Source organism: Caldalkalibacillus uzonensis (assembly GCF_030814135.1).
Lineage (GTDB): Bacteria > Bacillota > Bacilli > Caldalkalibacillales > Caldalkalibacillaceae > Caldalkalibacillus > Caldalkalibacillus uzonensis.
In genome coordinates, this window is record NZ_JAUSUQ010000008.1 from 173,806 (window position 1) to 197,355 (window position 23,550).

At 46.6% G+C, this 23,550-nt stretch carries 22 protein-coding genes, 1 tRNA gene and 1 other RNA gene; 20 read left to right on the top strand and 4 right to left on the bottom strand.

Features of this window, described 5'->3' with window-relative positions:
- The first annotated feature begins 6 nt into the window (after positions 1-6).
- The 7 genes from J2S00_RS11955 to glyS all read left to right on the top strand — a co-directional run bounded on the left by J2S00_RS11955 (position 7) and on the right by glyS (position 6,133).
- Positions 7-489, top strand: a complete 483-nt coding sequence (locus J2S00_RS11955; protein WP_307339925.1) for a diacylglycerol kinase family protein — start codon at positions 7-9, stop codon at positions 487-489.
- On the top strand, positions 482-889 hold the full coding sequence (locus J2S00_RS11960; protein ID WP_307339928.1) for a cytidine deaminase: 408 nt from the start codon (positions 482-484) through the stop codon (positions 887-889). The genes J2S00_RS11955 and J2S00_RS11960 overlap by 8 nt, the downstream gene beginning before the upstream one ends.
- A gap of 23 nt (positions 890-912) precedes the next feature.
- Positions 913-1,821, top strand: coding sequence for a GTPase Era (gene era / locus J2S00_RS11965; RefSeq protein WP_307339931.1), 909 nt, complete (start codon positions 913-915; stop codon positions 1,819-1,821).
- 106 nt (positions 1,822-1,927) lie between these two features.
- Positions 1,928-2,080, top strand: a complete 153-nt coding sequence (locus tag J2S00_RS11970; protein WP_307339935.1) for a YqzL family protein — start codon at positions 1,928-1,930, stop codon at positions 2,078-2,080.
- A gap of 79 nt (positions 2,081-2,159) precedes the next feature.
- On the top strand, positions 2,160-2,912 hold the full coding sequence (gene recO, locus J2S00_RS11975) for a DNA repair protein RecO (RefSeq protein ID WP_307339937.1): 753 nt from the start codon (positions 2,160-2,162) through the stop codon (positions 2,910-2,912).
- A 237-nt stretch (positions 2,913-3,149) separates the two neighbouring features.
- Positions 3,150-4,043 (top strand): glycine--tRNA ligase subunit alpha, encoded by an 894-nt coding sequence (glyQ, locus tag J2S00_RS11980; protein WP_307339939.1) that lies wholly within the window; start codon positions 3,150-3,152, stop codon positions 4,041-4,043.
- Positions 4,040-6,133 carry a glycine--tRNA ligase subunit beta gene (glyS, locus tag J2S00_RS11985; protein ID WP_307339942.1) on the top strand — a complete coding sequence of 698 codons (2,094 nt, stop codon included), beginning with the start codon at positions 4,040-4,042 and terminating at the stop codon, positions 6,131-6,133. Before glyQ ends, glyS begins: the two co-directional genes overlap by 4 nt.
- Positions 6,134-6,157: 24 nt before the next feature.
- Here glyS and J2S00_RS11990 read toward each other — a convergent pair whose 3' ends face one another.
- Positions 6,158-7,222, bottom strand: a complete 1,065-nt coding sequence (locus J2S00_RS11990; RefSeq protein ID WP_307339944.1) for an IolE/MocC family protein — start codon at positions 7,220-7,222, stop codon at positions 6,158-6,160.
- 146 nt (positions 7,223-7,368) lie between these two features.
- Between J2S00_RS11990 and ccpN the strand changes: the two genes are divergently transcribed.
- The 9 genes from ccpN to J2S00_RS12035 all read left to right on the top strand — a co-directional run bounded on the left by ccpN (position 7,369) and on the right by J2S00_RS12035 (position 17,516).
- Positions 7,369-8,019: a transcriptional regulator CcpN gene (gene ccpN / locus J2S00_RS11995; protein WP_307340008.1), complete on the top strand. Its 651-nt coding sequence runs from the start codon at positions 7,369-7,371 to the stop codon at positions 8,017-8,019.
- A gap of 10 nt (positions 8,020-8,029) precedes the next feature.
- Positions 8,030-8,845, top strand: a complete 816-nt coding sequence (locus J2S00_RS12000) for a pyruvate, water dikinase regulatory protein (RefSeq protein WP_307339948.1) — start codon at positions 8,030-8,032, stop codon at positions 8,843-8,845.
- 317 nt (positions 8,846-9,162) lie between these two features.
- Entirely contained in the window at positions 9,163-11,028 is a 1,866-nt protein-coding gene (dnaG, locus tag J2S00_RS12005) for a DNA primase (RefSeq protein WP_307339951.1), read from the top strand.
- A complete protein-coding gene (rpoD, locus tag J2S00_RS12010) occupies positions 11,028-12,140 on the top strand; it encodes an RNA polymerase sigma factor RpoD (RefSeq protein ID WP_307339954.1) in 1,113 nt (370 codons plus the stop codon). Before dnaG ends, rpoD begins: the two co-directional genes overlap by 1 nt.
- A gap of 295 nt (positions 12,141-12,435) precedes the next feature.
- On the top strand, positions 12,436-13,575 hold the full coding sequence (locus tag J2S00_RS12015) for an acyl-CoA dehydrogenase family protein (protein WP_307339956.1): 1,140 nt from the start codon (positions 12,436-12,438) through the stop codon (positions 13,573-13,575).
- 149 nt (positions 13,576-13,724) lie between these two features.
- Entirely contained in the window at positions 13,725-14,093 is a 369-nt protein-coding gene (locus J2S00_RS12020) for a c-type cytochrome (protein ID WP_307339958.1), read from the top strand.
- 115 nt (positions 14,094-14,208) lie between these two features.
- A complete protein-coding gene (locus tag J2S00_RS12025; RefSeq protein WP_307339961.1) occupies positions 14,209-14,928 on the top strand; it encodes a tRNA (adenine(22)-N(1))-methyltransferase in 720 nt (239 codons plus the stop codon).
- Positions 14,928-16,043, top strand: a complete 1,116-nt coding sequence (locus J2S00_RS12030; protein ID WP_307339964.1) for a Nif3-like dinuclear metal center hexameric protein — start codon at positions 14,928-14,930, stop codon at positions 16,041-16,043. The genes J2S00_RS12025 and J2S00_RS12030 overlap by 1 nt, the downstream gene beginning before the upstream one ends.
- A 93-nt stretch (positions 16,044-16,136) precedes the next feature.
- The gene (locus J2S00_RS12035) at positions 16,137-17,516 is read left to right on the top strand and encodes an MATE family efflux transporter (protein WP_307339967.1); all 1,380 of its coding nucleotides are present in this window, start codon (positions 16,137-16,139) and stop codon (positions 17,514-17,516) included.
- 3 nt (positions 17,517-17,519) lie between these two features.
- Here J2S00_RS12035 and J2S00_RS12040 read toward each other — a convergent pair whose 3' ends face one another.
- Positions 17,520-18,482 (bottom strand): 4-hydroxy-3-methylbut-2-enyl diphosphate reductase, encoded by a 963-nt coding sequence (locus J2S00_RS12040; protein WP_307339969.1) that lies wholly within the window; start codon positions 18,480-18,482, stop codon positions 17,520-17,522.
- Between the two features lie 182 nt (positions 18,483-18,664).
- Between J2S00_RS12040 and rnpB the strand changes: the two genes are divergently transcribed.
- Positions 18,665-19,102: RNase P RNA component class A (gene rnpB / locus J2S00_RS12045), an RNA gene on the top strand.
- A gap of 192 nt (positions 19,103-19,294) precedes the next feature.
- Here the strand turns inward: rnpB and speD are convergent.
- Together speD and J2S00_RS12055 are read right to left on the bottom strand one after the other, a co-directional pair.
- Positions 19,295-19,705, bottom strand: a complete 411-nt coding sequence (gene speD, locus J2S00_RS12050) for an adenosylmethionine decarboxylase (RefSeq protein ID WP_307339970.1) — start codon at positions 19,703-19,705, stop codon at positions 19,295-19,297.
- 235 nt (positions 19,706-19,940) lie between these two features.
- Positions 19,941-20,525 carry a hypothetical protein gene (locus J2S00_RS12055; protein WP_307339972.1) on the bottom strand — a complete coding sequence of 195 codons (585 nt, stop codon included), beginning with the start codon at positions 20,523-20,525 and terminating at the stop codon, positions 19,941-19,943.
- Between the two features lie 215 nt (positions 20,526-20,740).
- Between J2S00_RS12055 and zwf the strand changes: the two genes are divergently transcribed.
- The 3 genes from zwf to J2S00_RS12070 all read left to right on the top strand — a co-directional run bounded on the left by zwf (position 20,741) and on the right by J2S00_RS12070 (position 23,125).
- Positions 20,741-22,216: a glucose-6-phosphate dehydrogenase gene (zwf, locus tag J2S00_RS12060; protein WP_307339975.1), complete on the top strand. Its 1,476-nt coding sequence runs from the start codon at positions 20,741-20,743 to the stop codon at positions 22,214-22,216.
- A gap of 55 nt (positions 22,217-22,271) precedes the next feature.
- Entirely contained in the window at positions 22,272-22,904 is a 633-nt protein-coding gene (locus J2S00_RS12065; RefSeq protein WP_307339979.1) for a cyclase family protein, read from the top strand.
- 144 nt (positions 22,905-23,048) lie between these two features.
- Positions 23,049-23,125 (top strand) — tRNA-Arg (locus J2S00_RS12070).
- Positions 23,126-23,550: the final 425 nt, after the last annotated feature.

A 23,550-nucleotide genomic window follows, 5' to 3' on the forward strand; every position in this document is an offset into this window, starting at 1 on the left:
AAAAAGATGCCTCAGGCCAAACGCACCAAACGGTTGTCTCAAAGTTTCAAATATGCCTTTCACGGTATTGCCTATGTGCTGATGAGTCAGCGGAACATGAAAATTCATTTCGCCATGGCCTCGCTGATTTTGATTCTGGCCTTAGTTTTAGATGTTCCTCTATCCCAGTTTCTCTGGGTTATTTTTTCTATTTTTTTCGTGTTATGCATGGAAACACTAAACACAGCCATTGAAAGGACCGTCGATTTAGTCACCACCGAGTATCATCCTCTAGCCAAGCTGGCCAAAGATGTCGCTGCAGGCGTGGTTTTATTTGCCGCCCTGTTTGCCGTGGTGACCGGATTGATTGTTTTTACCGAACCTTTGTTGTCTGTGGCAGGCGTTCAACTTCCCTTTCCTATTGAGCATATGACCATTGTGGCTATATTATGCTTCCTCATCGCTGTGTTTCTCTTCAGCTTAAGAAAGGCAGGGAAAAAAGATGGATAAAGATCAATTGATTGCCCAGGCCGCGGTGGCTAGGGGTAACGCCTATGTTCCTTATTCCCGGTTTCCTGTAGGAGCCGCCCTCTTAACGTCTACCGGGCATGTGGTACTCGGCTGTAACATTGAAAATGCCTCCTATGGCTTAACCAACTGTGCGGAGCGCACCGCCATATTCAAGGCCGTCTCAAATGCCCGGACAGAGGCTGACCTCACCTTTAAAGCGATTGCCATCATTGCTGATACAGAGCGGCCTGTTTCCCCTTGCGGAGCTTGCCGGCAGGTGCTGGCCGAATTTTGTGATCCGGATATGCCTGTTTATTTAGCGAACGTTAAAGGTGAACAAATCGAAACGACGGTAGGGGAACTGCTCCCGATCCATTTCAAACAGAGCGATCTCCGTTAAGACTAAAAGTTGGAGGTTAGTCTATGAGTGAAGACGTTTTCCGTTCTGGATTTGTGGCTCTGATCGGCCGTCCCAATGTGGGCAAATCGACATTGATGAATCATATCATTGGGCAAAAAGTGGCTATTATGTCAGACAAACCCCAAACGACGCGCAATAAGATCCAGGGGATCTATACCTCTTCCGCAGGACAGATCATCTTTGTAGATACACCCGGTATCCATAAACCTAAAACCAAGCTGGGCGATTATATGGTCACGATTGCCCACAACACGTTGAGGGAAGTGGATGTAATCTTGTTTCTGGTGGATGCCAAGGAAGGGATGGGACCAGGGGATCAATGGATTATCAATCAATTGAAAGAAATCAGCACCCCTGTTTTTTTGGTCGTCAATAAGATTGACCTTGTTCATCCTGATGAACTGCTGCCTCTAATTGAACAATACGCAGCACTTCATCATTTTAAAGAAGTCATTCCTGTTTCTGCTTTGCAAGGCAATAACACTTCCCGGCTGGTAGAGCAGATTATAGCCTATTTACCGGAAGGACCGCAGTATTATCCCAGTGATCAGGTGACTGACCATCCCGAGAGGTTTATTGTGGCAGAATTGATCCGGGAAAAAGTACTTCAGCTCACACATGAGGAAATTCCCCATTCCATTGCGGTGGATATTGAAGAAATTAAACGGCGGGATGAAAGGGGAACGGTGTTTGTATCGGCTGTGATCTACACAGAGCGGGATTCACAGAAAAAAATCATTATCGGAAAAGAGGGGCGGATGTTGAAAGAGATCGGCACCCGGGCCAGACAAGAGATTGAGGCCTTATTAGGGAGTAAAATTTTCCTTGACCTGTGGGTCAAAGTGAAAAAGGACTGGCGCAACAAGATGAATCAGTTGCGTCTCTTCGGCTATCATGAACGGGATTACTAATTGCTAATCATTTCATGGCATAGGGTGATACAGGTGAGAGAAGCTATTGGGTAGCAGGGTATTGTCTTGAATGCATGGATTCAAATTTAGGGAGGAGAGCACTGCCATGCGCCAAATTTTCTGGAACGTGTTCGCTGCTACCGGAAATATTGAGGCTTATCTCTTGTATAAAGAATATGAGACACTCCAGCAAGGTAAAGAGAAGGAAGAGGTTAAGTTGACTGAAAAACAGGAGCATATGGAAGCCAATCATATGTAAGAGGTATGTCAAAAAAACCTTGGACAGTTAAGCTTATCTCACCTGTTTTGCCATTCTGACCAAAAAGCAGGTGGCAAGAATGTTGTTAAAAGCAGAAGGGATCGTAATCCGCTCCAGGGATTACGGTGAAGCCAACAAGATTATGACGTTATATACAAAAGAATATGGAAAACTCTCCTTAATGGCCAGAGGGGCGAAAAAACCAAAAAGTCGCCTCTCTTCTATTGCCCAGTTGTTTACACACGGCCAATACTTGTTTTTTCGCGGTTCTCCCCGGACCATGGGTACATTGTCACAAGGGGAGATTTTGGATTCTTTTCGGGAACTGCGTCAAGATTTGGTCAAAACAGCTTATGCGGCCTATATGGCTGAGCTGGTGGATAAACTGATAGATGAAGAGGAAGTACCGCCCGCCCTGTTTCCGTTGTTGACCACTGTTTTCCAACACCTGAATGAGGGGAAGGACCCCGAGATTTTAGCCCGGTTGTTTGAGCTGAAAATATTGGTCATGGCAGGTTATAAACCGGAAGTGGACCGGTGCGTGGTTTGCCATGGCACTGAAGGTTCTTTCTCTTTTAGCGTTCAGGAAGGGGGATATCTTTGTCAGCGGTGTCAGCATGCTGATCCCCAAGCACTCCACCTGCAGACTAATACCTTGAAGCTGATGCGCTTTTTGTATCACTTTGATCCTTTCCGCCTGGGGCGAATCAACGTTAAACCTGAAACCAAGAAAGAGTTGTGTCAAGCCATGTGGCTGTTTATGGACCAGCATACGCCATTGCGCCTCAAGTCCCGTAAGTTCTTGGAACAAATGGGGCGCTTTTGGAACTGATTGACATGGTGGCAAAGAAGCAGTATGATATATAACAGTATCATCCTTTTGTTACATGTATATATATGGAACCTGCGATGAAGGAAGTGGCGCTCCTGAGCATGGTTGAAAAAGAGGATGGGTGAGCCGGAACCTGCTCCCCATCAAGTAGGGTGGAACCGCGGGATAAACTCTCGTCCCTAGTCTTTGGACTGGGTATGAGGGTTTTTATTTTGTTCACAGATGGAGGTGTGCATTATGCATGTTCAAGACATGATTCTGACTTTGCAGCAGTTTTGGGGTGAACACAAATGCGTCATCGCCCAGCCTTATGATGTGGAAAAAGGGGCGGGGACGATGAATCCGATGACCTTTTTGCGCTGCATCGGTCCCGAACCGTGGAATGTGGCCTATGTGGAACCATCCCGCCGGCCTGTGGATGGCCGCTACGGAGAAAATCCCAACCGTTTGTATCAGCATCACCAATTTCAGGTGATCATGAAACCGTCTCCCGATCATATTCAAGAGCTGTACCTGGACAGTCTCAAAGCACTGGGCATTGATCCTGCCTTGCATGACATTCGTTTTGTGGAGGATAACTGGGAAGCCCCCACATTGGCTGCTTCCGGATTAGGCTGGGAAGTGTGGCTGGATGGCATGGAAATTACCCAATTTACTTACTTCCAGCAAATCGGCGGTCTGGAAGCAAAACCCGTGTCGGTGGAAATTACGTATGGTTTGGAACGTCTTGCTTCTTACCTGCAAGACAAAGAAAATGTGTTTGATTTGGAATGGATAGATGGCACGACGTACAGAGATATCTTCCAGCAACCGGAATATGAGCATTCCAAATATACCTTTGAAGTGTCGGACAGCAAGGTTTTATTCCAGTTGTTTAACGTTTATGAGCAGGAAGCGAACCGGGCCCTGGAAGAGAAACTGATTTATCCTGCCTATGACTATGTGTTGAAATGCTCCCATACGTTTAACCTTCTGGATGCCAGGGGCGCCATCAGCGTGACAGAGCGGACCGGTTATATCGGCCGCGTGCGTCAGTTGGCCAGAGCGTGTGCCAAGGCCTATTACGAGGAAAGGGCGCGCCTTGGTTTCCCGTTGTTAAAAGCTGAAGTTGACAAGGGGGGTTCAGCATGAGCCAACAAGATATTTTAGTGGAGATTGGTTTGGAGGAGATTCCGGCCCGTTTTGCCGAAGAAGCGAGACAGCAACTGGGTCAGCGTGTATCGGAGTGGCTAACAGAACAGCGTATTGCTTACCGGCAGATCACATCCTTTGCTACACCGCGCCGTTTAGCGGTATTGGTTGAGGGAGTGGCCGGGAAGCAGGAAGATCAAATTGAGGTGGCCAAAGGCCCGGCCAAAAAGATTGCCTTGGATGAAGAAGGTAACTGGACCAAAGCAGCACTGGGCTTTGCCCGTTCCCAAGGGGTCGAACCCAACGATTTATATGTGGACACCCACAAAGGAACCGAGTATTTGTTTGTCAAAAAGCACATTAGCGGACAACCGACCAAAGCACTGTTGCCTCATCTCAAAAGCGTGATTGAGAGCATGAGTTTTCCCAAAAATATGCGCTGGGGTGCTTATGACTTTACTTTTGTTCGCCCCATCCGCTGGATCGTGGCATTGTACGGCCAGGAGGTGATTCCCTTTGAAATCACCGGGGTTAAGACCAGTAACCATTCATGGGGTCACCGCTTTTTAAGCGGGAAGGTGACAATCGAAGACCCAGCCAGCTATGTCCAAGTGATGAAGCAACATTATGTGCTGGTTAATCCGGAGGAAAGGAAAGAAGCGATTGTCCAAGGGCTGCACCAACTGGAAGAAGAGCATGGCTGGCAGATTCCTATTGATCACGAACTTTTGGAAGAGGTCACCTATCTGGTTGAATATCCGACGGCGGTTTGGGGCACGTTTGACCAGTCTTTCCTTGATATCCCGGACGAGGTATTGATAACATCGATGAAAGAGCACCAGCGCTATTTTCCGGTGAAAGACCAGCAAGGCAAGCTGTTACCGTACTTTGTCACCATCCGCAATGGAAAAGCGGATCAAGACGGCATCGTGATCAAAGGGAATGAAAAAGTGTTGAGAGCCCGCCTGGCGGATGCCCGATTCTTCTATGAAGAGGATAAAAAACTGGATCTTGAAGATGCTTTGTCTAAGCTGGAAAATGTGGTTTTTCATGAAAAGCTGGGTACCATCGGAGACAAAGTGAGACGTGTCAAGGGTTTGGCCCTGGAGCTTGCTGAGATGTTGAAGCTGGCTGAGCCTGTTAAACAGCACGTCAGCCGGGCTGCGGACATTTGCAAATTTGACCTTGTCACTCAAATGGTATATGAATTCCCTGAATTGCAAGGGAAAATGGGGGAAGAATACGCCACTCTGGCTGGTGAAGAAAAACAAGTGGCCAAAGCCATTTTTGAGCACTACCTGCCCCGGTTCAGCGGTGATCAGCTGCCAGAAAGCGATGTGGGTGCGGTATTAGCCATTGCTGACAAGCTTGATTCTGTCTCCAGTTTCTTTGGTATCGGCCTTGTTCCCTCCGGATCTCAGGATCCGTATGGTTTGCGCCGTCAAGCAGCAGGCATTGTGGCCATTGTTTTGGCACGCAAATGGCCTTTCTCATTGACAAGATTATTCAACCTGGGCGTTGGGATTTTGGAACAGCGTCAGCTGCTCGAACGCTCCCGGGATAAGGTGATGCAGGATTTAGAGGCATTCTTCAAACTGCGTGTGAAAAACCGCATGCAGGAAGAAGGACTGCGCTATGATATCATAGATGCGTTGTTGGCGGCCGATGATGATGATCTTGTGGCCATGTTTGAAAAAGGAATGATACTGTCAACTGAAATAGAAAAAGAGGATTTCAAGCCACACGTTGAAGCATTGACTCGGGTGACCAACATCGCCAAGAAACTGGAGCGCCCGCTGGAAACTATTCAAACAGATTTGTTTGAACAGGAAGAAGAACAGCTGCTCTATACCCGCTATCGGGAAGTTGAAGAACAGGTGGAGCGTCTTGCGGAAAAACGGGAATGGGACCGGGTGCTTCAGGCCCTGTTTGAGCTAAAGGAACCCATTGACCGTTATTTTGAACAGGTGATGGTGATGGTGGATCAAGAAAACATTCGCTACAACCGGCTTAATATGCTGGCTTCCATTGCCCGGATCATTAACCGCTATGCCGACTTCGGACAGCTTGTGTTTCCAACCAAATCATAATGTAAAAAAACCGGTTAGGTGCAGCTAACCGGTTTTTAACTCTGTGAGGGTTTGCAACATCTGTTCCAGATACAGTGAGGGCTGTTGATCCTCATCGCTTTCTCGCAAGTGGAGGACGATGGGGGGAATGGGTTCCTCCAGTTGTTCGGCAAACTTTAAGAGTTCTGGAATATGATCGGAACGGAACGGAATGTTATTGCTTCCAGCTGTGTCACCCCAGGACAGGCTGTCGCAAAGGTGAATAAGCTGTACGTGATCACGGATTTGTTCATAAAACTCAAGCCAATCAACAGGAGCAGTCAGGATCTCTTCTTCTGTCGCTGCTGCAAACACACTGCGGGAACGCTTCATGTAGTGCAGTACATTGGTTGAAATCCGGGCATTCCCGGTGTGAAAACACAAGCCAATACCTGTTTGTTCCGCTATTTTTAACAGGTGGCGCGGAGTGCGCAGGGCAGGATAAATTTTGGCTTGTCCCGGTTCAAAGTAGTGGGGACCTCCCATGGGCACATTTTCAATCAGCAGCGGGAGATGATGCTGATCTGCCACTGCCTTAATTTGTGTGCATGTGTGGATAATATTTTCCACCCAGACTTCTTTGAAGTCATACAATGCTTTGAAGTCACCGGGTTTGGTTTCAAAGTACTCAAAAATCTCCCCCAAGGCCACCGCTTTTGTCTCCAAAATAATAAACGGCCGGGAATCCTCGAACGCGCTGCCCAGTGTGTCCAACAACTGAGTTAAACTGTCCATGTCCACAGCTCGATGTCCGAGATGAAACACCTGGGGCAGCCGGACAGCAATAGGTCTAACCTGGGTCATTTTCATCATATCCCGCAGTTCATCAGCCGTATAATCCACGTGCACGAGTTCTAGCGTTACCTGTTTGATCCCTTTGTCGTAAATTTTTCTTAAAGCGTGGTAATCAAAGGAGCTGAGTACTCCAAGCCGTCCTTTAAACAACATGGGCATCACCTCTTCAGGGGTGGTGTAAATATCTGTTCCAGTTAAATGATAACCTTCAATTGTATTATAGCTTAGTTTGCACTGGATACCTGAAACTAAGAATAGCAAGTGCTTTCTTAACATTGCTATAATTACTATTGTTCGGGGAGGAAAAGACTTGAATCCTGCTATCCGAACAGATAGTATTATTTTAGACGACTAAGTCACCTGGTAACAGGTTTTTGACCCACTTTGCAGTGGTTGGTTTAGAGAAAAGGTGGTGAACAATCATCGAACTAACAGACCGTCAGGAAAAAATTATTCAAATTGTAAAAGATGAGGGGCCGATCACCGGTGAAAGCATCGCCGAGAAGCTAAACGTCACCCGTGCCACCTTAAGGCCGGATTTGGCCATTTTGACCATGGCCGGCATTCTGGATGCCCGTCCCCGGGTGGGTTATTTTTACACTGGCAAAACGACGATGCAAGCCATCGGGGAAAGTATTAAAAATAAACGAGTGAAAGATTACAAGTCGGTTCCCATTTTGGTCAAAGAAAACACATCCGTCTATGATGCCATTTGCACAATGTTTCTGGAGGATGTGGGCACCCTGTTTGTGGTCAACGAGCAGAACGATTTGGTTGGCGTGGTGTCCCGCAAAGATCTTTTACGTTCAGCCATTGGCAAACAGAATTTGGAAGATGTTCCGGTCAGCATCATTATGACACGTATGCCTAATATTATTCTAACCTATCCCGATGAAACCTTACATGAAGCAGCATCAAAACTGATCCGCTACCAGATTGATGCTTTGCCTGTCGTCAGGCCGAAACAAGGGAAGGATGGCAGTCAAACGGAGACAAAGTATGAAATTATAGGACGCATCACCAAAACAACCATTACCCGGGCCTATGTAGACTTAGGCAATGAAGAGTTATAAGGAGGTTATGATGAAAAGCTTAAACGGCAAACCGAAAGTTTATATTGTCTCAGACTCTGTGGGCGAAACAGCGGAGCTGGTCACCAAGGCGGCCGCCAGCCAGTTTGATTTGTCCCAAATCGAATTACGCCGGATTCCCTATGTGGAAGATGTGGCCACCATTAATGAAGTGATTAGCATGGCTAAAGACTCGGAGGCCGTGATTGTCTTTACCCTTGTTGTTCCTGAATTGCGAGAATATCTGCTAACTGAAGCGAAAAAGGCTCATGTGAAAGCGATTGATATTATGGGTCCCATGATTGATGGGTTGCAGGTTCTGTTTAGAGATCCGCCCCGTTTCCGTCCGGGCATGGTCCATCAATTGGACGAAGACTATTTCCGTAAAGTGGAGGCGATTGAATTTGCCGTAAAATACGATGATGGGCGGGACCCGCGGGGATTGTTGCGGGCCGATGTGATTCTCATCGGAGTCTCACGCACCTCAAAAACCCCTCTGTCTATGTATTTGGCCCATAAGCGGGTTAAAGCGGCCAATGTACCCTTGGTGCCGGAGGTGGCGCCGCCTGAAGAGTTATTTAAAGTGGACCCTGAACGCTGTGTCGGTCTGACCATTACGCCTGAGAAACTGATTGAAATTCGTTCGGAGCGGCTAAAGTCACTCGGCCTCGAAGTTCAAGCCAATTACGCCAAACTGGAGCGGATTAAAGCAGAGCTGGCTTATGCACAGCAGGTGATGGAGAGAATTGGCTGCCAGGTGATCGATGTTTCCAATAAAGCTGTGGAAGAAACAGCCAACATCATACTGGAGAAATTGCGCAAGCCTTAAGAACCCAAGGTTCTTTAGGCTTGTTTTTTTAGATTTTTTTGCAAAAAAAGAAGGAATGTCAGCCATGATAGAGAATAAAATGGTGAAAGAACCACATTAGGAACATAAAAAATAAAAAAGTCAAGTTTTTTTTTAGGATAAGGTGGTTAAGATAATAAAAAAACAAAATGTCAAGCTATATTTTTTGACAGAATACGACAAAATTCGAATTATTAAAACATATTTTTTAGGGAAGGATTTTTGGTGTTTATGTAGAATAGGAGATTATGGCGATTTTTTGACAGACATACTGTTTTGTATGTATAGGGTTGACGCATATGTATAAGCCAATCTCCGAAGAGACAATCCAGCACATTTTGAGCCAGGTTGATCTGGTTGAGTTAGCAGGTGAGTACGTCCAGCTAAAAAAAAGCGGTAAAAATTTTATGGGGCTGTGCCCCTTCCATTCGGAAAAAACACCGTCTTTTTCTGTTTCCCCTGAAAAGCAAGTCTACCATTGCTTTGGATGCGGGGCGGGTGGAAACGCCATCACTTTTTTAATGGAGATCGAAGGGTTCACCTTTGGGGAAGCTGTCAGGCAGCTTGCGGAAAAAGCAGGCGTACCTGTACAAATCAGTGACACCGCTCCTGTTCAGAACAAACGGAAGCAGGAAGAGAAAACATGGATGTTGAAGGCTCATCGCCTGATGGCTCAACTTTATCATCATATTCTCCTGGAACGTAAGGAAGGTCAGGAAGCACTCCGTTATCTTCAACAAAGAGGGTTTAACGAGGAAACGATCAAGACGTTTCAATTGGGCTACGCCCCGGATTCATGGGACTTTGTAACCCGGTTTTTAGCTAAACGGAATTTTCCGCTTCCGCTGATGGAGAAGGCTGGATTGCTAGCAAAAGGTGAAGGTGGTGATCGCTATTTTGACCGTTTTCGGGGACGGGTGATGTTCCCCATCTGGGATAACCAGGGGCAAGTGATTGGATTTGGAGGGCGTTTGATTGGGGAAGGACATCCTAAATACCTTAACAGCCCGGAAACCTTAATCTTTCACAAAAGCAAACAGCTTTTTAATTTCCATCGTGCCCGGCAGAACATGCGCCAACATCAGACGGCTGTGCTATTTGAAGGGTACGGTGATGTTTTGTCCGCCTATCAAGCGGGAATATTATATGCAACAGCAACGTTGGGAACTGCCCTTTCTGAGGATCAAGCGCGCCTGCTGCGGCGCAACGCAGAAAAGGTGATTATTTGTTACGACGGAGATGAGGCCGGAATGAATGCGGCCGTCAGGGCGGCTGAGGAGCTTCACCAACAGGGGTGTCTGGTCAAAGTGGCCACAGTGCCGGATGATTTGGATCCGGATGACTATATTCAAACGTTTGGTGCGGAGGCCTTCCGGCGTCAGGTGCTGGATCAAGCCCAATCCCTGACCGCCTTTCAGCTGGAACGGCTAAAGAAAGGCAGGCGCCTCTCTGATGATGGAGAGCGCATGGCCTATATTCAAGATGCCTTGCGCGTCATCAGCCGCTTAAGGCGGGCGGTGGAGCGGGACCATTACTTGCGCCAGCTGGCTGACGAATTCTCATTATCTCTTGATGCCTTGAAAAGGGAGCAGTACCAATTGTACAAACAAGAGCGGCGCAGGCAGCAGGAACAGGGTAAGCAGAACCAAGAAGCAGTGCAAAGGGCAAGTGTATTGCCCGCTGCCACTAAGCTGCAACCAGCCTATATCAACGCCGAACGGCTGCTGCTCGCTTATATGTTGCAAAGCAAAGAGACAGCCAAAGAAGTGGAGCAGCTGGTTGGCAGCCGGTTTAACCAGGAGGAGCATCAGCGGTTGGCCGCCTATCTGTATGCTTTTTACGCTGACGGCCAAGAGGCTGATGTCCGCTTGTTTATATCTACACTGGACGACCGGGAGCTGATCCAGCTGGCCAGCCACCTGTCGTCCATGACGCTTAGTCCTGAACTATCCTCACAAGAGTTGCAGGATTATGTTCAGCAAGTATTAAGATATCCCTATCTTAAGCAGCTTGAACAAAAAGAAGAAGAGAAGAAAAAAGCGGAGCGGCAGGGAGATGTACTTGAAGCCGCCCGCATAGCAATGGAGATTATTGAAATGAAAAAACAGCTTAATCATCTTGTGCCTTCACATGATACTCACACCTCATGGAAGGAGGGAGAATAATGGCAGACCAACAAATTGAACCTCAAGATACCGAGCTGACTCTGGAGCAAGTGAAGGAACAGTTGACAGAATTAGGTAAAAAACGCGGTGTCTTAACATATAAAGAGATTATGGAACGTCTTTCTGGATTTGATCAGGATGCGGATCAAATCGATGAGTTTTATGAATATTTGACTGAACAAGGCATTGAAGTATTGAATGATGTTGAGGAAGATGGGCTTCCTATCGACATTGATGAGGACGACGAATTTAAACTGGATGACGAACTGATTCCACCGGGAATTAAAATTAACGATCCGGTGCGCATGTATTTAAAAGAGATTGGGCGCGTTCCCCTTTTATCGGCCGATGAGGAAATTGAACTGGCCAAACGGATTGAACAGGGGGATGAAGAAGCCAAACAGCGGCTTGCTGAAGCCAACCTGCGCCTTGTGGTCAGTATCGCCAAGCGTTATGTAGGGCGCGGCATGCTCTTTCTGGACTTGATCCAGGAAGGAAACATGGGGCTGATTAAAGCCGTTGAAAAATTTGATTACCGCAAGGGCTACAAATTCAGCACCTACGCCACCTGGTGGATTCGCCAAGCGATTACCCGCGCCATTGCTGACCAGGCCCGGACCATTCGCATTCCAGTGCACATGGTGGAAACCATCAACAAACTCATTCGTGTCCAGCGTCAATTGCTTCAAGATTTAGGCCGTGAGCCCACGCCAGAAGAGATTGCCGAAAAAATGGACTTCACGCCGGAAAAAGTACGGGAGATTCTCAAAATCGCACAAGAACCTGTCTCGCTGGAAACCCCGATTGGGGAAGAAGACGATTCCCATCTGGGCGATTTTATCGAAGACCAGGATGCACTGGCACCCTCAGATGCTGCAGCATATGAGCTGCTTAAAGAGCAACTGGAAGATGTGCTGGATACCTTAACGGACCGTGAAGAAAATGTGCTTCGCTTGCGGTTTGGTTTGGATGACGGGCGGACACGCACATTGGAAGAAGTGGGCAAAGTATTTGGTGTAACCCGGGAGCGGATCCGCCAAATTGAAGCCAAAGCCCTGCGCAAACTGCGTCACCCCAGCCGCAGCAAGCGTTTAAAAGACTTTCTGGAGTAAGTTTTTGCTGGAATTAGCGCTATTTACTCTTATCACTTTCAAGGTTTACGCTTTCTCTTGACTATGCTCTATTCCCAGTGTTGGGAGTAGGGCTTTCTTTTTTATGAAAGGATATCTTTTTTTCCTATTTTAGCCGCTTTTAAGCAGGATTGCAAATCAAATATATTTATATATAATAAAAATTTAACCTAAAACGAATATTCTTGCAAATAATAACGAGGAATGATTATAATAAATTTAGAGTGTGCGGACCACAAATGAAAGCGCATACAATATGTGGCGAGGGGGAAAGCGCATGCATTTTGAGCTCAATCAAGACCAACAGCTCCTGTTGAGAATGATTCGCGAGTTTGCCGAACAGGAGGTGGCTCCCGGAGCTGAATACCGGGATAAGCACCGGCTGTTCCCCAAGGAAATTTTTGATAAACTGGGTGAGCTGGGGCTTTTAGGTCTGCCGTTTCCTGAGGAGTATGGGGGCGGGGGAGCTGATACGATCAGCTTTTGCATCGTTGTGGAAGAGCTAAGCCGGGCATGCGGGTCGACAGGAATCACCTATTCAGCCCATGTCTCCTTAGGAGGTGCACCTATTCATCTGTTTGGCACCAAGGAACAAAAAGAAAAATATCTGACCCCTTTATGTACTGGTGAGTATCTGGGGGCTTTTGGTTTAACCGAACCGAACGCTGGCTCAGATGCGGGAGGGACCCGGACTACAGCCAAACAAGAGGGTGGTGAATGGGTGATTAATGGGAACAAGTGCTATATTACCAATGCCAGTTATGCCAAGAATTTGGCTTTGACCGCTGTGACCGGGGAAAAAGACGGCAAGAAGGAAATTACGGCCTTTATCGTGCCTACTATTGCCAAAGGATTTACAGTGATTGACAACTATGAAAAAATGGGACTGCATGCTTCAAACACCACAGAACTGGTCTTGGAGGGTGTAAGGGTGCCAGATGAGAATATTTTAGGTAAACGGGGTGAAGGGTTTAAACAATTTCTCGTCACTTTGGACGGCGGGCGAATCGGGATTGGAGCCATGGCTGTGGGCATCGCCCAGGCTGCTTATGACAAAGCGTTGCAGTATGCCAAGGAAAGAGTCCAATTTGGCCGCTCCATCTCAAAATTTCAAGCCATTCAACATAAGCTGGCTGACATGGCCATGAACATTGAGCTGGCCCGGTTGATGGTCTATAAAGCAGCGTGGTTAAAGGATCAGGGGAAAAATTTTACCAAAGAGGCTTCCATGGCCAAACTATTTGCTTCTGAGATATGCATGCAAGTATGCAATCAAGCGGTGCAAATCCACGGAGGCAATGGTTACATGCGCGATTATCATGTGGAGCGTTATTTCCGGGATGCCAAGCTGTTGGAGATTGGAGAAGGCACTTCTGAAATTCAACGCAATATTATTGCCCGTGAAATTGGTTGTTGATTAGTCATAACAAATTCTGAGCGATTGCTCACTCGATGCAACTAAGTGCAGGTTGCTAAAATAAAGAAGCAAAAGTGGATAGAATGATAAGGACATGGTATAATTTTCAGTTGTGAGGATTTTTTAATGAACAAGGAGGAATTGTGGCAGTGAACCCGATTAAAGTGTTTTTTACCATTTTTGCTTTGGGATTAGGTTTAGCCATTGTCCTGGGTATTATCGGGCTGCAGCAAGGGGACTTGGCTGAAGAAGAAAATGGGGCACAGGAAGATGTGGTCGCTTTAGATCTTCCAGCTTCTTTTGATGGGTGTTTGGCCTGTCATGGACAAAACCTAGAAGGTGTTTCCGGTCCTTCACTGATCGATATTGATTTAAGTAAAGAGGAAATCATTGCTGTGTTAGAAAATGGCCAAGGGGCTATGCCTGCTCAGACCCATCTAAGTGCCGAAGAGATGGAGGAGATTGCCGACTATCTCGTTTCTCTCGACTTTGAAGAGAGTGAAGGGGAGCAGGAATAACAAGAGGGAACAGGAATTTTTTTCTGCCATTCCCTGTGATGTATTTAAAAATATGACCGGAATAAGAGAACTTCTTCTCAGAAGAGGTTCTCTTTTCGCTAAGAAGGGGATACATATGAGTAACCAACAACCGTTATCCAGACGCTTGGCTGCTGTGGCCAGCTTCATTCCTATTGGGGCCCGGATCGCCGATATTGGCACAGACCATGCTTACCTGCCGGTCTATCTCGCCTTGGAAGGCAAAATCAGTACAGCAGTGGCAGGGGACGTCAACGAGGGTCCTATCGCTGCTGCCCAAGCCCATGTGCAGCAGTATCAATTAGAGAGTGTGATTGATGTCAGGCGGGGAGATGGACTGGATGTTATCGCTCCTGGGGAAGTGGATGTGGTTGTCATCGCTGGTATGGGCGGTTCCTTGATGTGTGAGATTTTAAGCAAGGGACATGATCAGTTGAATGGTGTGCGCCGTCTGGTTGTACAACCCAATATTTCGGCCCATCTGCTGCGTTTGTGGATGCTGGAGCATGACTGGGAATTGAAAGGAGAGAAAATCGTAGCTGAAAACGGCAAGCATTATGAAATTTTGATGGCCGAACCCGGTGATGGTGAGGCCCCTTATGCAGGGCTCAGTTCACAACAGAAAGCGCAGGCCATTTTGATGGGCCCATTCCTGCTGGCGGAAAAAAACGAGGCCTTTCAAGACAAATGGCAGCAGGAATATGAACAAAGAAAGCGCATCTTATCCTCTCTGAAAAAATCGGAGAGTGAAACAAGCAAAGATAAAAGGGAGTATATTGAGCAGGAATTACGACTGATTGAAGGAGGGATTGGTTAATGAGTGTTCACGCCCAAACTGTGATACAGTGGCTTGAACAGTTTGCACCTAAATCTCTGGCAGTGGAGAAAGATCCCATTGGCTTACAAATCGGCACTTTAAACAAGAAAGTTAACAAAGTCCTGATCACATTGGATGTTACCCCCGCTGTTGTGGAGGAGGCTATAGCCAAAGGAGCAGGGCTGATCATCGCTCATCATCCTCCCGTGTTTCGGCCATTAGCCCATTTGCGGACCGACTTGCCACAAGGCAAGGTGCTGGCCCGTCTCTTGCAACATGACATTGCGGTCTATGCCGCCCATACCAATCTTGATGTGGCTCCAGGTGGACTAAATGATTGGCTTGCTCAACGCTTGGAACTTTCAGATGTGGAAGTGTTGGCCCCGACCCAGCATGAAACGTTGAAGAAGTTAATGGTATTTGTTCCGCGCGATCACGAGGCACAGGTACGACAGGCCCTGGGAGATGCAGGAGCCGGGCATATTGGCAATTATAGCCACTGTACGTTTAGAACGGACGGTATCGGCACATTTAAGCCTGGAGAAGGGACCAATCCGTTTATAGGCAGCCAAGGGGAAATTGAGCAGGTGGAAGAGGTGAAAATAGAGACTATTTTCCCTGCTTCCATTGAGAAACAAGTGATCCAAGCCATGATTAAAGCACACCCCTATGAAGAGGTCGCCTACGATATCTATCAACTTGATCAGCCTGGTGAAGCGCGGGGCTTGGGACGGATCGGTTATCTCAAACAGGAAATCAGCTTGCAGGCTTTTGCAGCCCAGGTGAAAGAGGCGTTTGATGTTCCGTTTTGCCGCGTTGTTGGTCCGTTGGATGCTCCCGTTAAAAAAGTGGCCGTGCTTGGAGGGGATGGAAATAAATATGTACAGCAGGCCTTGTTTAAAGGGGCCGATGTTTTGGTCACTGGTGATGTTTATTTCCATACCGCTCAAGATGCGCTTATGGCCGGACTGAAGCTGGTGGACCCCGGGCATCATGCCGAGAAAGTCATGATCAGAGGTCTGCAGCAAGTTTTAACGGAAAAGGCCAAGGAACACAAAGTCAGTGTGGACATTCTCTCCTCCGAAGTCAATACGGACCCCTTCCAAATGATTTAATACAGTTACTGATTTTGATGCAGTGCTTCCAAACTGCATCTTTTTTTTAAGTCGATATTTCGGTATACTAAATAATATCGGAGGAGAGAAACGATGGGGAAAAGTTTGAATCAGGCAGAAATTGAGGCGCTTGAGGAAGGCGGCTCAAAGGCTATTCGCAAAAAAATTTTGCAGCTGGCCGGACCTTCTTTAACTGAAATGGTTCTGCTCAATGTGGTGCAGCTGATTAACATGATGATGGTGGGCAGAGTAGGTCCTGAAGCAGTGGCTGCTGTCGGACTCACGATTCAACCTGTATTTCTTGCTTTAGCTGTTTTTATGGCCTTAAACGTGGGCACAACGGCAGTGATTGCCAGGGCGATCGGTGCAGGCGAATACAAGGAGGCTAACCTGGCAGCACAGCAGGCTTTTTTGCTGAATACCATCTTATCTGTGATTGTGATCAGCATCATGTTTCCCCTTAGTGAACAGATATTGGTGTTGATGGGAGCGGCGCCGGAAGTATTGGTGGACGGTGTGCTCTATGCCCAAATTATTTTTGCCTCGTTGGGATTCTTCAGTTTTTCCATGGGGCTTGCCGCCATCTTGCGCGGGGCAGGTGACACACGGACACCGATGAAAGTGAATGTGGCGGCCAATATGCTGGTTATCCTGGTTGGATTCCCCCTTATATATGGGTATTTTGGCTTTCCGGCTTTGGGAGTGGTTGGAGCGGCCATCGCAACCGCCTTGGCCCGCTTAGCGGCTACTGTTGCTTTTTTGCTCGTTTTGTTTGGGGGTAAAGGTGACATCCGCTTAGTTTGGAGCAATCTGTTCCGTGTTGTCCCACAGACTATGAAACGGATTATACACGTGGGTCTCCCTGCAGCTGGAGAACAGTTTGTCTTGCGTGCCGGACAAATCATATTTGCCAGGGTAGTTGCTTACTTGGGCACGGTTGCTTTTGCAGCTCACCAAATTTGTTTCACTGTACTGGGTATGACGTTTATGCCAGGAATGGCTTTTGCCGTAGCGGCCACTACCTTGGTAGGGCAAGGTTTGGGCGCCCAAAAGCCGGATTTGGCTGAACGGTTTGGCTGGGAAACCCGGAAACTGGGGATGATTGTCTCAGGAAGTATTGGACTGTGTTTTATTCTTTTTGCTCCCTACATTATGATGGCTTTTACTGCCGACGGTGAAGTGATTAAGGAAGGAACCAATGCATTGCGCATTATTGGGGCGGTCCAAGTGGCTCAGTCCACTCAGTTTATTTTGGCCGGTGCCCTCAGAGGGGCAGGGGATACGAAGTACCCCCTGTATGCGATGATGGTCGGTGTATGGGGATTCCGAGTGGTGCTGTGTTTGGTGTTTGTCTTTCTTTTGGAGTGGGGACTCGCTGGGGCGTGGTTAGCCGTTGCTGTTGATCAGATCATCCGTTCTTTTCTGATTATCAAACGTTTTAAAGGGGGGGAGTGGAAGACAACCCAAGTGTGACCCTTATTCTCCCTGAGCAGCATGTTTCCGTTTACGGGGCTTGGGCAGGATGCGGCTAAGATTAAGCCGCCGTTTTGGTTGCCATGTGTCTGGGTTTTCAGGATCATATTGTTCCAGGTATTGAATCACTTCATTGGTCACTTGAGTGGGAGTGGAGGCACCGGAAGTGACACCGACGACTTTCACTCCTTCCAGCCATTCACGCTTGATTTCACTGACATCAGCAACCCGGTAGGCGGGGGTGCCGGCAATTTCTTCAGACACCTGAGCCAGACGATTGGAGTTGTTGCTCTTGGGGTCTCCAACCACAATTGTTAGATCACATAGTTTGGCCTGTTCAGCAACAGCTTCCTGACGCACTTGTGTGGCCAGGCAAATTTCGTTGTTGAGTTCTGCATGAGGGTATTTTTCCAGTACTTTATCCATGATCTCCTTGACATCCCATTGACTCATTGTTGTCTGGTTTGTAACCAAAATTTTGTCACTGTTCAGATCCAGTTTTTCCACTTCTTCAACCGAATCAATGAGCACCACATCCTGGGGGGCCACGCCCATGGCGCCCTCCGGCTCGGGATGTCCTTTTTTACCGATGTAGATAACTTTATAACCTGTGGCTACTTTTTCTCTAATCAAATCATGAGTTTTGGTCACATCAGGGCAGGTGGCGTCTATAATGGTCAGCCCTTTTTCACGGGCAATCCTGCGCACCTCAGGCGAAACGCCGTGAGCAGTAAAAATCACGGTCCCGTGATCGACTTGCTTAATAATCTCCAAACGGTTGGGCCCGTCAAGGGTGATTATGCCCTGTTCTTTGAAAGCATCAACCACATGCTGGTTGTGGACAATCATGCCTATAATATAGACCGGCCGGGGTAAGTCTGGATTAGCCGCTGCTTCGCTGGCCAGTTTCATGGCATCGACGACGCCGTAACAGTACCCCCGGGGAGAAATTTTAATCACTCTCATCAGCAGGACAACTCCTTTGTGCATTATTGTTTTCATCGTACCATGAATTGATGTGAGAGGAAACCCACTCGCTCTCATGCCGGGAAATTGGTCATTTTTTCTATTGATAGCAAAAGTTAATGGGTTGAATGGAGAGGGACAATCATGATATACTGTCAATTGCGCCATAAAACTGAATGATGAAAGTGAGCCGGGCAATCGCAAGTGATCATTGGGATCGCTTGAGGAAAGTCCGGGCACCACAGGGCAGGATGCCAGCTAACGGCTGGTCAGCGCGAGCTGAAGGATAGTGCCACAGAAACATAGACCGCCGATGGACGCACAGGACAACGTCGGCATTAGCACGTCCTGTGCGTCACAGGCAAGGGTGGAAGCGTGAGGTAAGAGCTCACGAGGTCGACTGGCAACTTTCGACCTGGTAAACCCCATCCGGTGCAAGACCAAATAGGGATGAGTTGACCATTGTGTCAACCGCTTTGGCCCGAAGCGTCCCGTGGTTGGTCGCTTGAGCTATACAGCGATGTATAGCCTAGATAGATGATTGCCACTCCATGGTGTGGGAGGCGCAAGCCGCAAAACCACCGGGAGGACAGAACCCGGCTTACAGGCTCACTTTCATCACTGGCTACATACTGACCGTTGATTGTGTAATGCCTTGTTTACAACACAGATCAAAAAAGCCCTTAACAATGGATTTGCCTTGTATTTTTCAAGGGAGTCACTATTGTTAAGGGCTTTTCTATACACACGAAAGGCTTCCGCCAGCTATAAGCTCAGCGAAAGCCAAGTTTGTTCACATACGGTTGTGATACTTACTCTTTCTTTGAAGACAAGACACGGTTGTTAACACGAGGTTCAACAACTTCAATGTTGCCGGTACCGCGAATAAGCTTTCGGGAATAAATTTTTGTCGGTTTTAAAATCTCAACTAGATATTGAATCGCAATCTCCGGATCAACTTGTTCACCACAGGTGTAGCAGTCTAATGCAGCAAAACCTTTTTCAGGATAGGTATGAATGGAAAGATGGCTCTCCGATAAGAGCACCAGCACGGTAGCCCCCTGTGGTTCAAATTGTTTTGCTTGGACTGATAACACTGTTGCTCCACATGCTTCGGCAGCTTCCACCAGGTATTGTTTTAGCTTTTCCGCATGATTGAGCAGATCGAAATCAACACCCCAAGTATCCAGTGCAATATGTCTTCCGAAAGTTGAGTATTCCATCTTTCGGTCCCCTCCCCTAGCTAATGATTTCGTCATAAGGCTAGGACCTACGTCATTCACTTAGAGGAGATGATCCTTGAGTGAATCCTGGTTCCTATTGTTACAAAAAATAAGATAACATGTGTAAGGGTATTGTGCAATAGATTTTTGGATAAATTTTTTGCCCAAAAAAATAATGCAAGATGCAGTGCAACTTTGCATCTTGCCAGTAAGCATGAACCAATCAGTCTTTTAATTATGCTTCAAGGATAAATAATTTTTTAACCAAGCTTTTTAATTGTTCATCAATATCCGCCACTTTTGCTTTGTGTGCTGTGATACGCTGGTCCAACAAGCAATCAATTTCGGCTTTAATTTCGGCAATTTGTGTCTCGATTTTATTTGAATCATACAGTTGCTGTTGAACATATGGGAATGTATCCTCTGAGTAGTAGATAAGCTGTTTTTTGCCGTTTTTTATTTCCGTGATTTTCATAATTTGACCTTGGACGTACTCATATTCAATAATTTCTCCTCTATAAATCCGGTAGCAAATGGCGTTTCCTTTAAACTGCTGTAATGACCTTTGCAAAGCATAGGCGATGTTCCAGTTGTAAACGACAAAATTACCTGTACACTTGAGATAAGACCCCATATTCCGAAAAGCAAGCGGGATCATGCTGTACTCATCATATAGAATACACTCTTTGTCGCCATTTTCAAATATACGTACTTCCGTTTGAATATCGGCCTCCTGTAAGAAATGCATAAACTCTTCAAACTGGGTAAGATTGAGATCAATAAGGATATTTCTGTACTCGGTGGCTATCCTTCGAGCCATAAATGTATCTCTCCTATTTGTAAAAGAATAAATGAGATTTTTTTATTTATTATAACAAATTTACGCTCAACGCTTAAGGGGGGAATCTTGTCGATTAAGCAAATCCGTCGAAAAGAAGCACAGAGATTTGTCTTTGAAGGTCAACTTAGGATAAGATATGATAATGAAGGGTTGGGCAACTTATGTTTAGATTACGACCAGTGGAGGAGTCCTTGATGACAGAAGCTGCAACAATGATCTTATTTGGAGCGACTGGAGATCTGGCCAAACGCAAGTTATTTCCTGCTTTATACAGCTTATTTCGAGAGCATCAGTTGCCGGAACAATTTGCAGTGGTAGGAGTTGGGCGCCGCTCATTAAGCCAAGATGTGTTCCGGGAACATGTCAAATCATCAATTGAGTCGTTTGCCCGTTATCCGGTGAATAATGAGTGGAGGGATTTTATCTCGCGCTTTTTTTATGTTTCATTAGATATCGAAGAGGTAGAAGATTACCAGACGCTTTTACATACGATTGAAACAGTTGAGCATGATTTTAACATACCTGAAAACCGCCTTTTTTATTTGGCTATTGCACCTGAGCTGTTTGAACCGGTTACCTTTCATTTGCAACAGGCCGGCATTCTAAAGCAGCGGGGGTGGAAGCGGGTGGTGATTGAAAAGCCATTTGGGCACGATCTGCGCTCGGCAGAAGTATTGAATGAAAAAATCGGTCAGGTGTTTCGTGAGGAAGAAATTTACCGCATCGACCATTATCTTGGCAAAGAAATGGTGCAAAACATAGAAGTGATCCGCTTTGCCAACACGCTGTTTGAGCCGGTATGGAATAATCAGTATATCTCCAATGTGCAAATCACATCCAGTGAGGTGGTTGGTGTTGAAGGGCGTGCCAGATACTATGATCATGCTGGGGCTTTGCGGGATATGGTTCAAAATCATATGCTGCAGATGATGACCATGGTGGCCATGGAACCTCCCAGCAGACTGAAACCGGAGGCTATCCGCGATGAAAAAGTAAAGGTGCTGCGCTCCATTCGCCGTATGCACCAGGCCGAGGAAATTTCCCGGCATGTTGTACGGGCCCAGTATCTGGCTGGAGAGATAGACAGCCAGACTGTCAAGGGATATGTTGAAGAAGAAAAAGTGAACCCGAATTCACAGACAGAAACGTTTGTCGCGGCCAAATTTTACATTGATAATTTCCGCTGGGCAGGTATTCCTTTTTACATCCGCACCGGGAAGCGTTTAGCCAAAAAAGCAACAGAAGTGATTATTCAGTTTAAACAGTTGCCGCCCCTTTACTATAACCAATCGGGGCAGCTGGAGCCCAATGTGCTGGTGATCCGTATCTACCCTGAAAATGGCATTTATCTTAAGTTAAACCTGAGGCAGCCTGAAGATACGGACAAAATTGCACCTGTGTCCATGTCCTTTACGCAAAACAGCTCACCTGGATTTCACTCACCTGAAGCATATGAGCGGCTAGTCAAAGATTGTTTAGAAGGTGATTCTACATACTTCACCAGGTGGGATGAAGTTGCCCTGGCGTGGAAAATTGTTGATCCGATCGTTCGCACGTTTGAGAGTGGTGAGGTGCCACTCTATACATATAAAGCCGGCTCCTGGGGACCGCAGGAGGCAGAGCAGTTGGTGGCACATGACGGCTTAAAATGGTGGCCGGTATTAAAATGACTAGCTGAGCACCTTTCTTTTAACAAGTTAAGGAGGATATCGAGGAGGGATTAACTTGAAAATTTATGATATTTCCATGCCTATTCATCAAGATATGCCTGTGTATAAAAATAAGGTAGAGAAAAAGCCTCATTTTGAAGTAATGAGTGATTTTAAAACCGGTAAAGTGCATGAGACGCGGATCCACCTTGATGTCCACACAGGGACTCATGTAGATGCCCATTTGCATATGTTTGAGGATGGAGAAACCATCGAGGCGATTCGGCTTGAAGAGCTGGTAGGTCCATGCAAGGTGCTGGACTTCACCCATGTGGAGGACGGGATTTCCAAAGCAGATTTGGAACAAAAACAGATTAACCCTAGCGATTTTATTCTGCTTAAAACAAAAAACTCCTTTGATACAGAGTTTAATTTTGAATTTATTTATCTAAAAGAGGATGGGGCCCGGTATCTTGCTGACATTGGTGTAAAGGGAGTGGGAATTGATGCATTGGGCATTGAGCGCAATCAGCCTGGGCACCCTACTCATAAAACTTTAATGAATAAGAACATTATTATACTAGAGGGAATCAAGCTGGATCAGGTTGATGAGAGGGTGTATTTTATGGTGGCAGCTCCTCTCAAGTTGTTAAATGTGGATGCTGCTCCCGCTCGCGTCATGTTGTTTGACCAATTACCTGCCCTCTAAATGGGCAGGTATTTAAGATCATACCGCAATGTATAGTTTTGGTCTAAAAATAACAGTTGATTTTCCTTTTTGGTCATGGTATAGTGGCTATTGCCGCTTTTTTGTTGAAGACATTTTACTAAGCACTATAAATCGCCAAAGCGGGTGTCAGTAGCTCAGCTGGATAGAGCAGCGGCCTTCTAAGCCGTCGGTCGGGGGTTCGAATCCCTCCTGACACACCATTTTATGTCATGTTCAGGGAGTTATTAAAAAGGTATGGTATCCATTAAATAGCTCCTTTTTATTGTGTTCGAAGAAAATTTGAGGGAAACCAATAATATCCTATTGACATTTAGGTCAAAAGATGTTACGATTAAAAATGTCGCTCAAGCAAGGGAAGTGTAGTGCTGATTGTATAAAGTCCTATGTGTCTTGCGTGAGCAATGACTAAAAAAATGCGATTTCCTGTCGCAATGTGGAAGTTTTTGAACTTCCATGTGCTTCAGAACCTTGAAAACTGAACAAAGCACAAGCGTGCGAGGCTCATTCCTTTGGGAATGACGTTAATCATCTACATGGACGGCGGAAGGCCGGCTAAAAGCGTCGCGTCCTGCGACAACGCCGGCACTAGCACGTCCGTGTGCGTCGGAGAGTTTGATCCTGGCTC

What these genes read in the sequence shown, in the direction of transcription:
- J2S00_RS12025 (WP_307339961.1), top strand. Translation starts at nt 14,209, where the DNA reads ATGAGTAACCAACAACCGTTATCCAGACGCTTGGCTGCTGTGGCCAGC.
- glyS (WP_307339942.1), top strand. Translation starts at nt 4,040, where the DNA reads ATGAGCCAACAAGATATTTTAGTGGAGATTGGTTTGGAGGAGATTCCG.
- era (WP_307339931.1), top strand. Translation starts at nt 913, where the DNA reads ATGAGTGAAGACGTTTTCCGTTCTGGATTTGTGGCTCTGATCGGCCGT.
- glyQ (WP_307339939.1), top strand. Translation starts at nt 3,150, where the DNA reads ATGCATGTTCAAGACATGATTCTGACTTTGCAGCAGTTTTGGGGTGAA.
- J2S00_RS12000 (WP_307339948.1), top strand. Translation starts at nt 8,030, where the DNA reads ATGAAAAGCTTAAACGGCAAACCGAAAGTTTATATTGTCTCAGACTCT.
- J2S00_RS11990 (WP_307339944.1), bottom strand. Translation starts at nt 7,222, where the DNA reads ATGTTAAGAAAGCACTTGCTATTCTTAGTTTCAGGTATCCAGTGCAAA.
- J2S00_RS12030 (WP_307339964.1), top strand. Translation starts at nt 14,928, where the DNA reads ATGAGTGTTCACGCCCAAACTGTGATACAGTGGCTTGAACAGTTTGCA.
- J2S00_RS12040 (WP_307339969.1), bottom strand. Translation starts at nt 18,482, where the DNA reads ATGAGAGTGATTAAAATTTCTCCCCGGGGGTACTGTTACGGCGTCGTC.
- J2S00_RS12035 (WP_307339967.1), top strand. Translation starts at nt 16,137, where the DNA reads ATGGGGAAAAGTTTGAATCAGGCAGAAATTGAGGCGCTTGAGGAAGGC.
- J2S00_RS12055 (WP_307339972.1), bottom strand. Translation starts at nt 20,525, where the DNA reads ATGGCTCGAAGGATAGCCACCGAGTACAGAAATATCCTTATTGATCTC.
- J2S00_RS11970 (WP_307339935.1), top strand. Translation starts at nt 1,928, where the DNA reads ATGCGCCAAATTTTCTGGAACGTGTTCGCTGCTACCGGAAATATTGAG.
- J2S00_RS11960 (WP_307339928.1), top strand. Translation starts at nt 482, where the DNA reads ATGGATAAAGATCAATTGATTGCCCAGGCCGCGGTGGCTAGGGGTAAC.
- recO (WP_307339937.1), top strand. Translation starts at nt 2,160, where the DNA reads ATGTTGTTAAAAGCAGAAGGGATCGTAATCCGCTCCAGGGATTACGGT.
- J2S00_RS11955 (WP_307339925.1), top strand. Translation starts at nt 7, where the DNA reads ATGCCTCAGGCCAAACGCACCAAACGGTTGTCTCAAAGTTTCAAATAT.
- dnaG (WP_307339951.1), top strand. Translation starts at nt 9,163, where the DNA reads ATGTATAAGCCAATCTCCGAAGAGACAATCCAGCACATTTTGAGCCAG.
- rpoD (WP_307339954.1), top strand. Translation starts at nt 11,028, where the DNA reads ATGGCAGACCAACAAATTGAACCTCAAGATACCGAGCTGACTCTGGAG.
- zwf (WP_307339975.1), top strand. Translation starts at nt 20,741, where the DNA reads ATGACAGAAGCTGCAACAATGATCTTATTTGGAGCGACTGGAGATCTG.
- speD (WP_307339970.1), bottom strand. Translation starts at nt 19,705, where the DNA reads ATGGAATACTCAACTTTCGGAAGACATATTGCACTGGATACTTGGGGT.
- J2S00_RS12015 (WP_307339956.1), top strand. Translation starts at nt 12,436, where the DNA reads ATGCATTTTGAGCTCAATCAAGACCAACAGCTCCTGTTGAGAATGATT.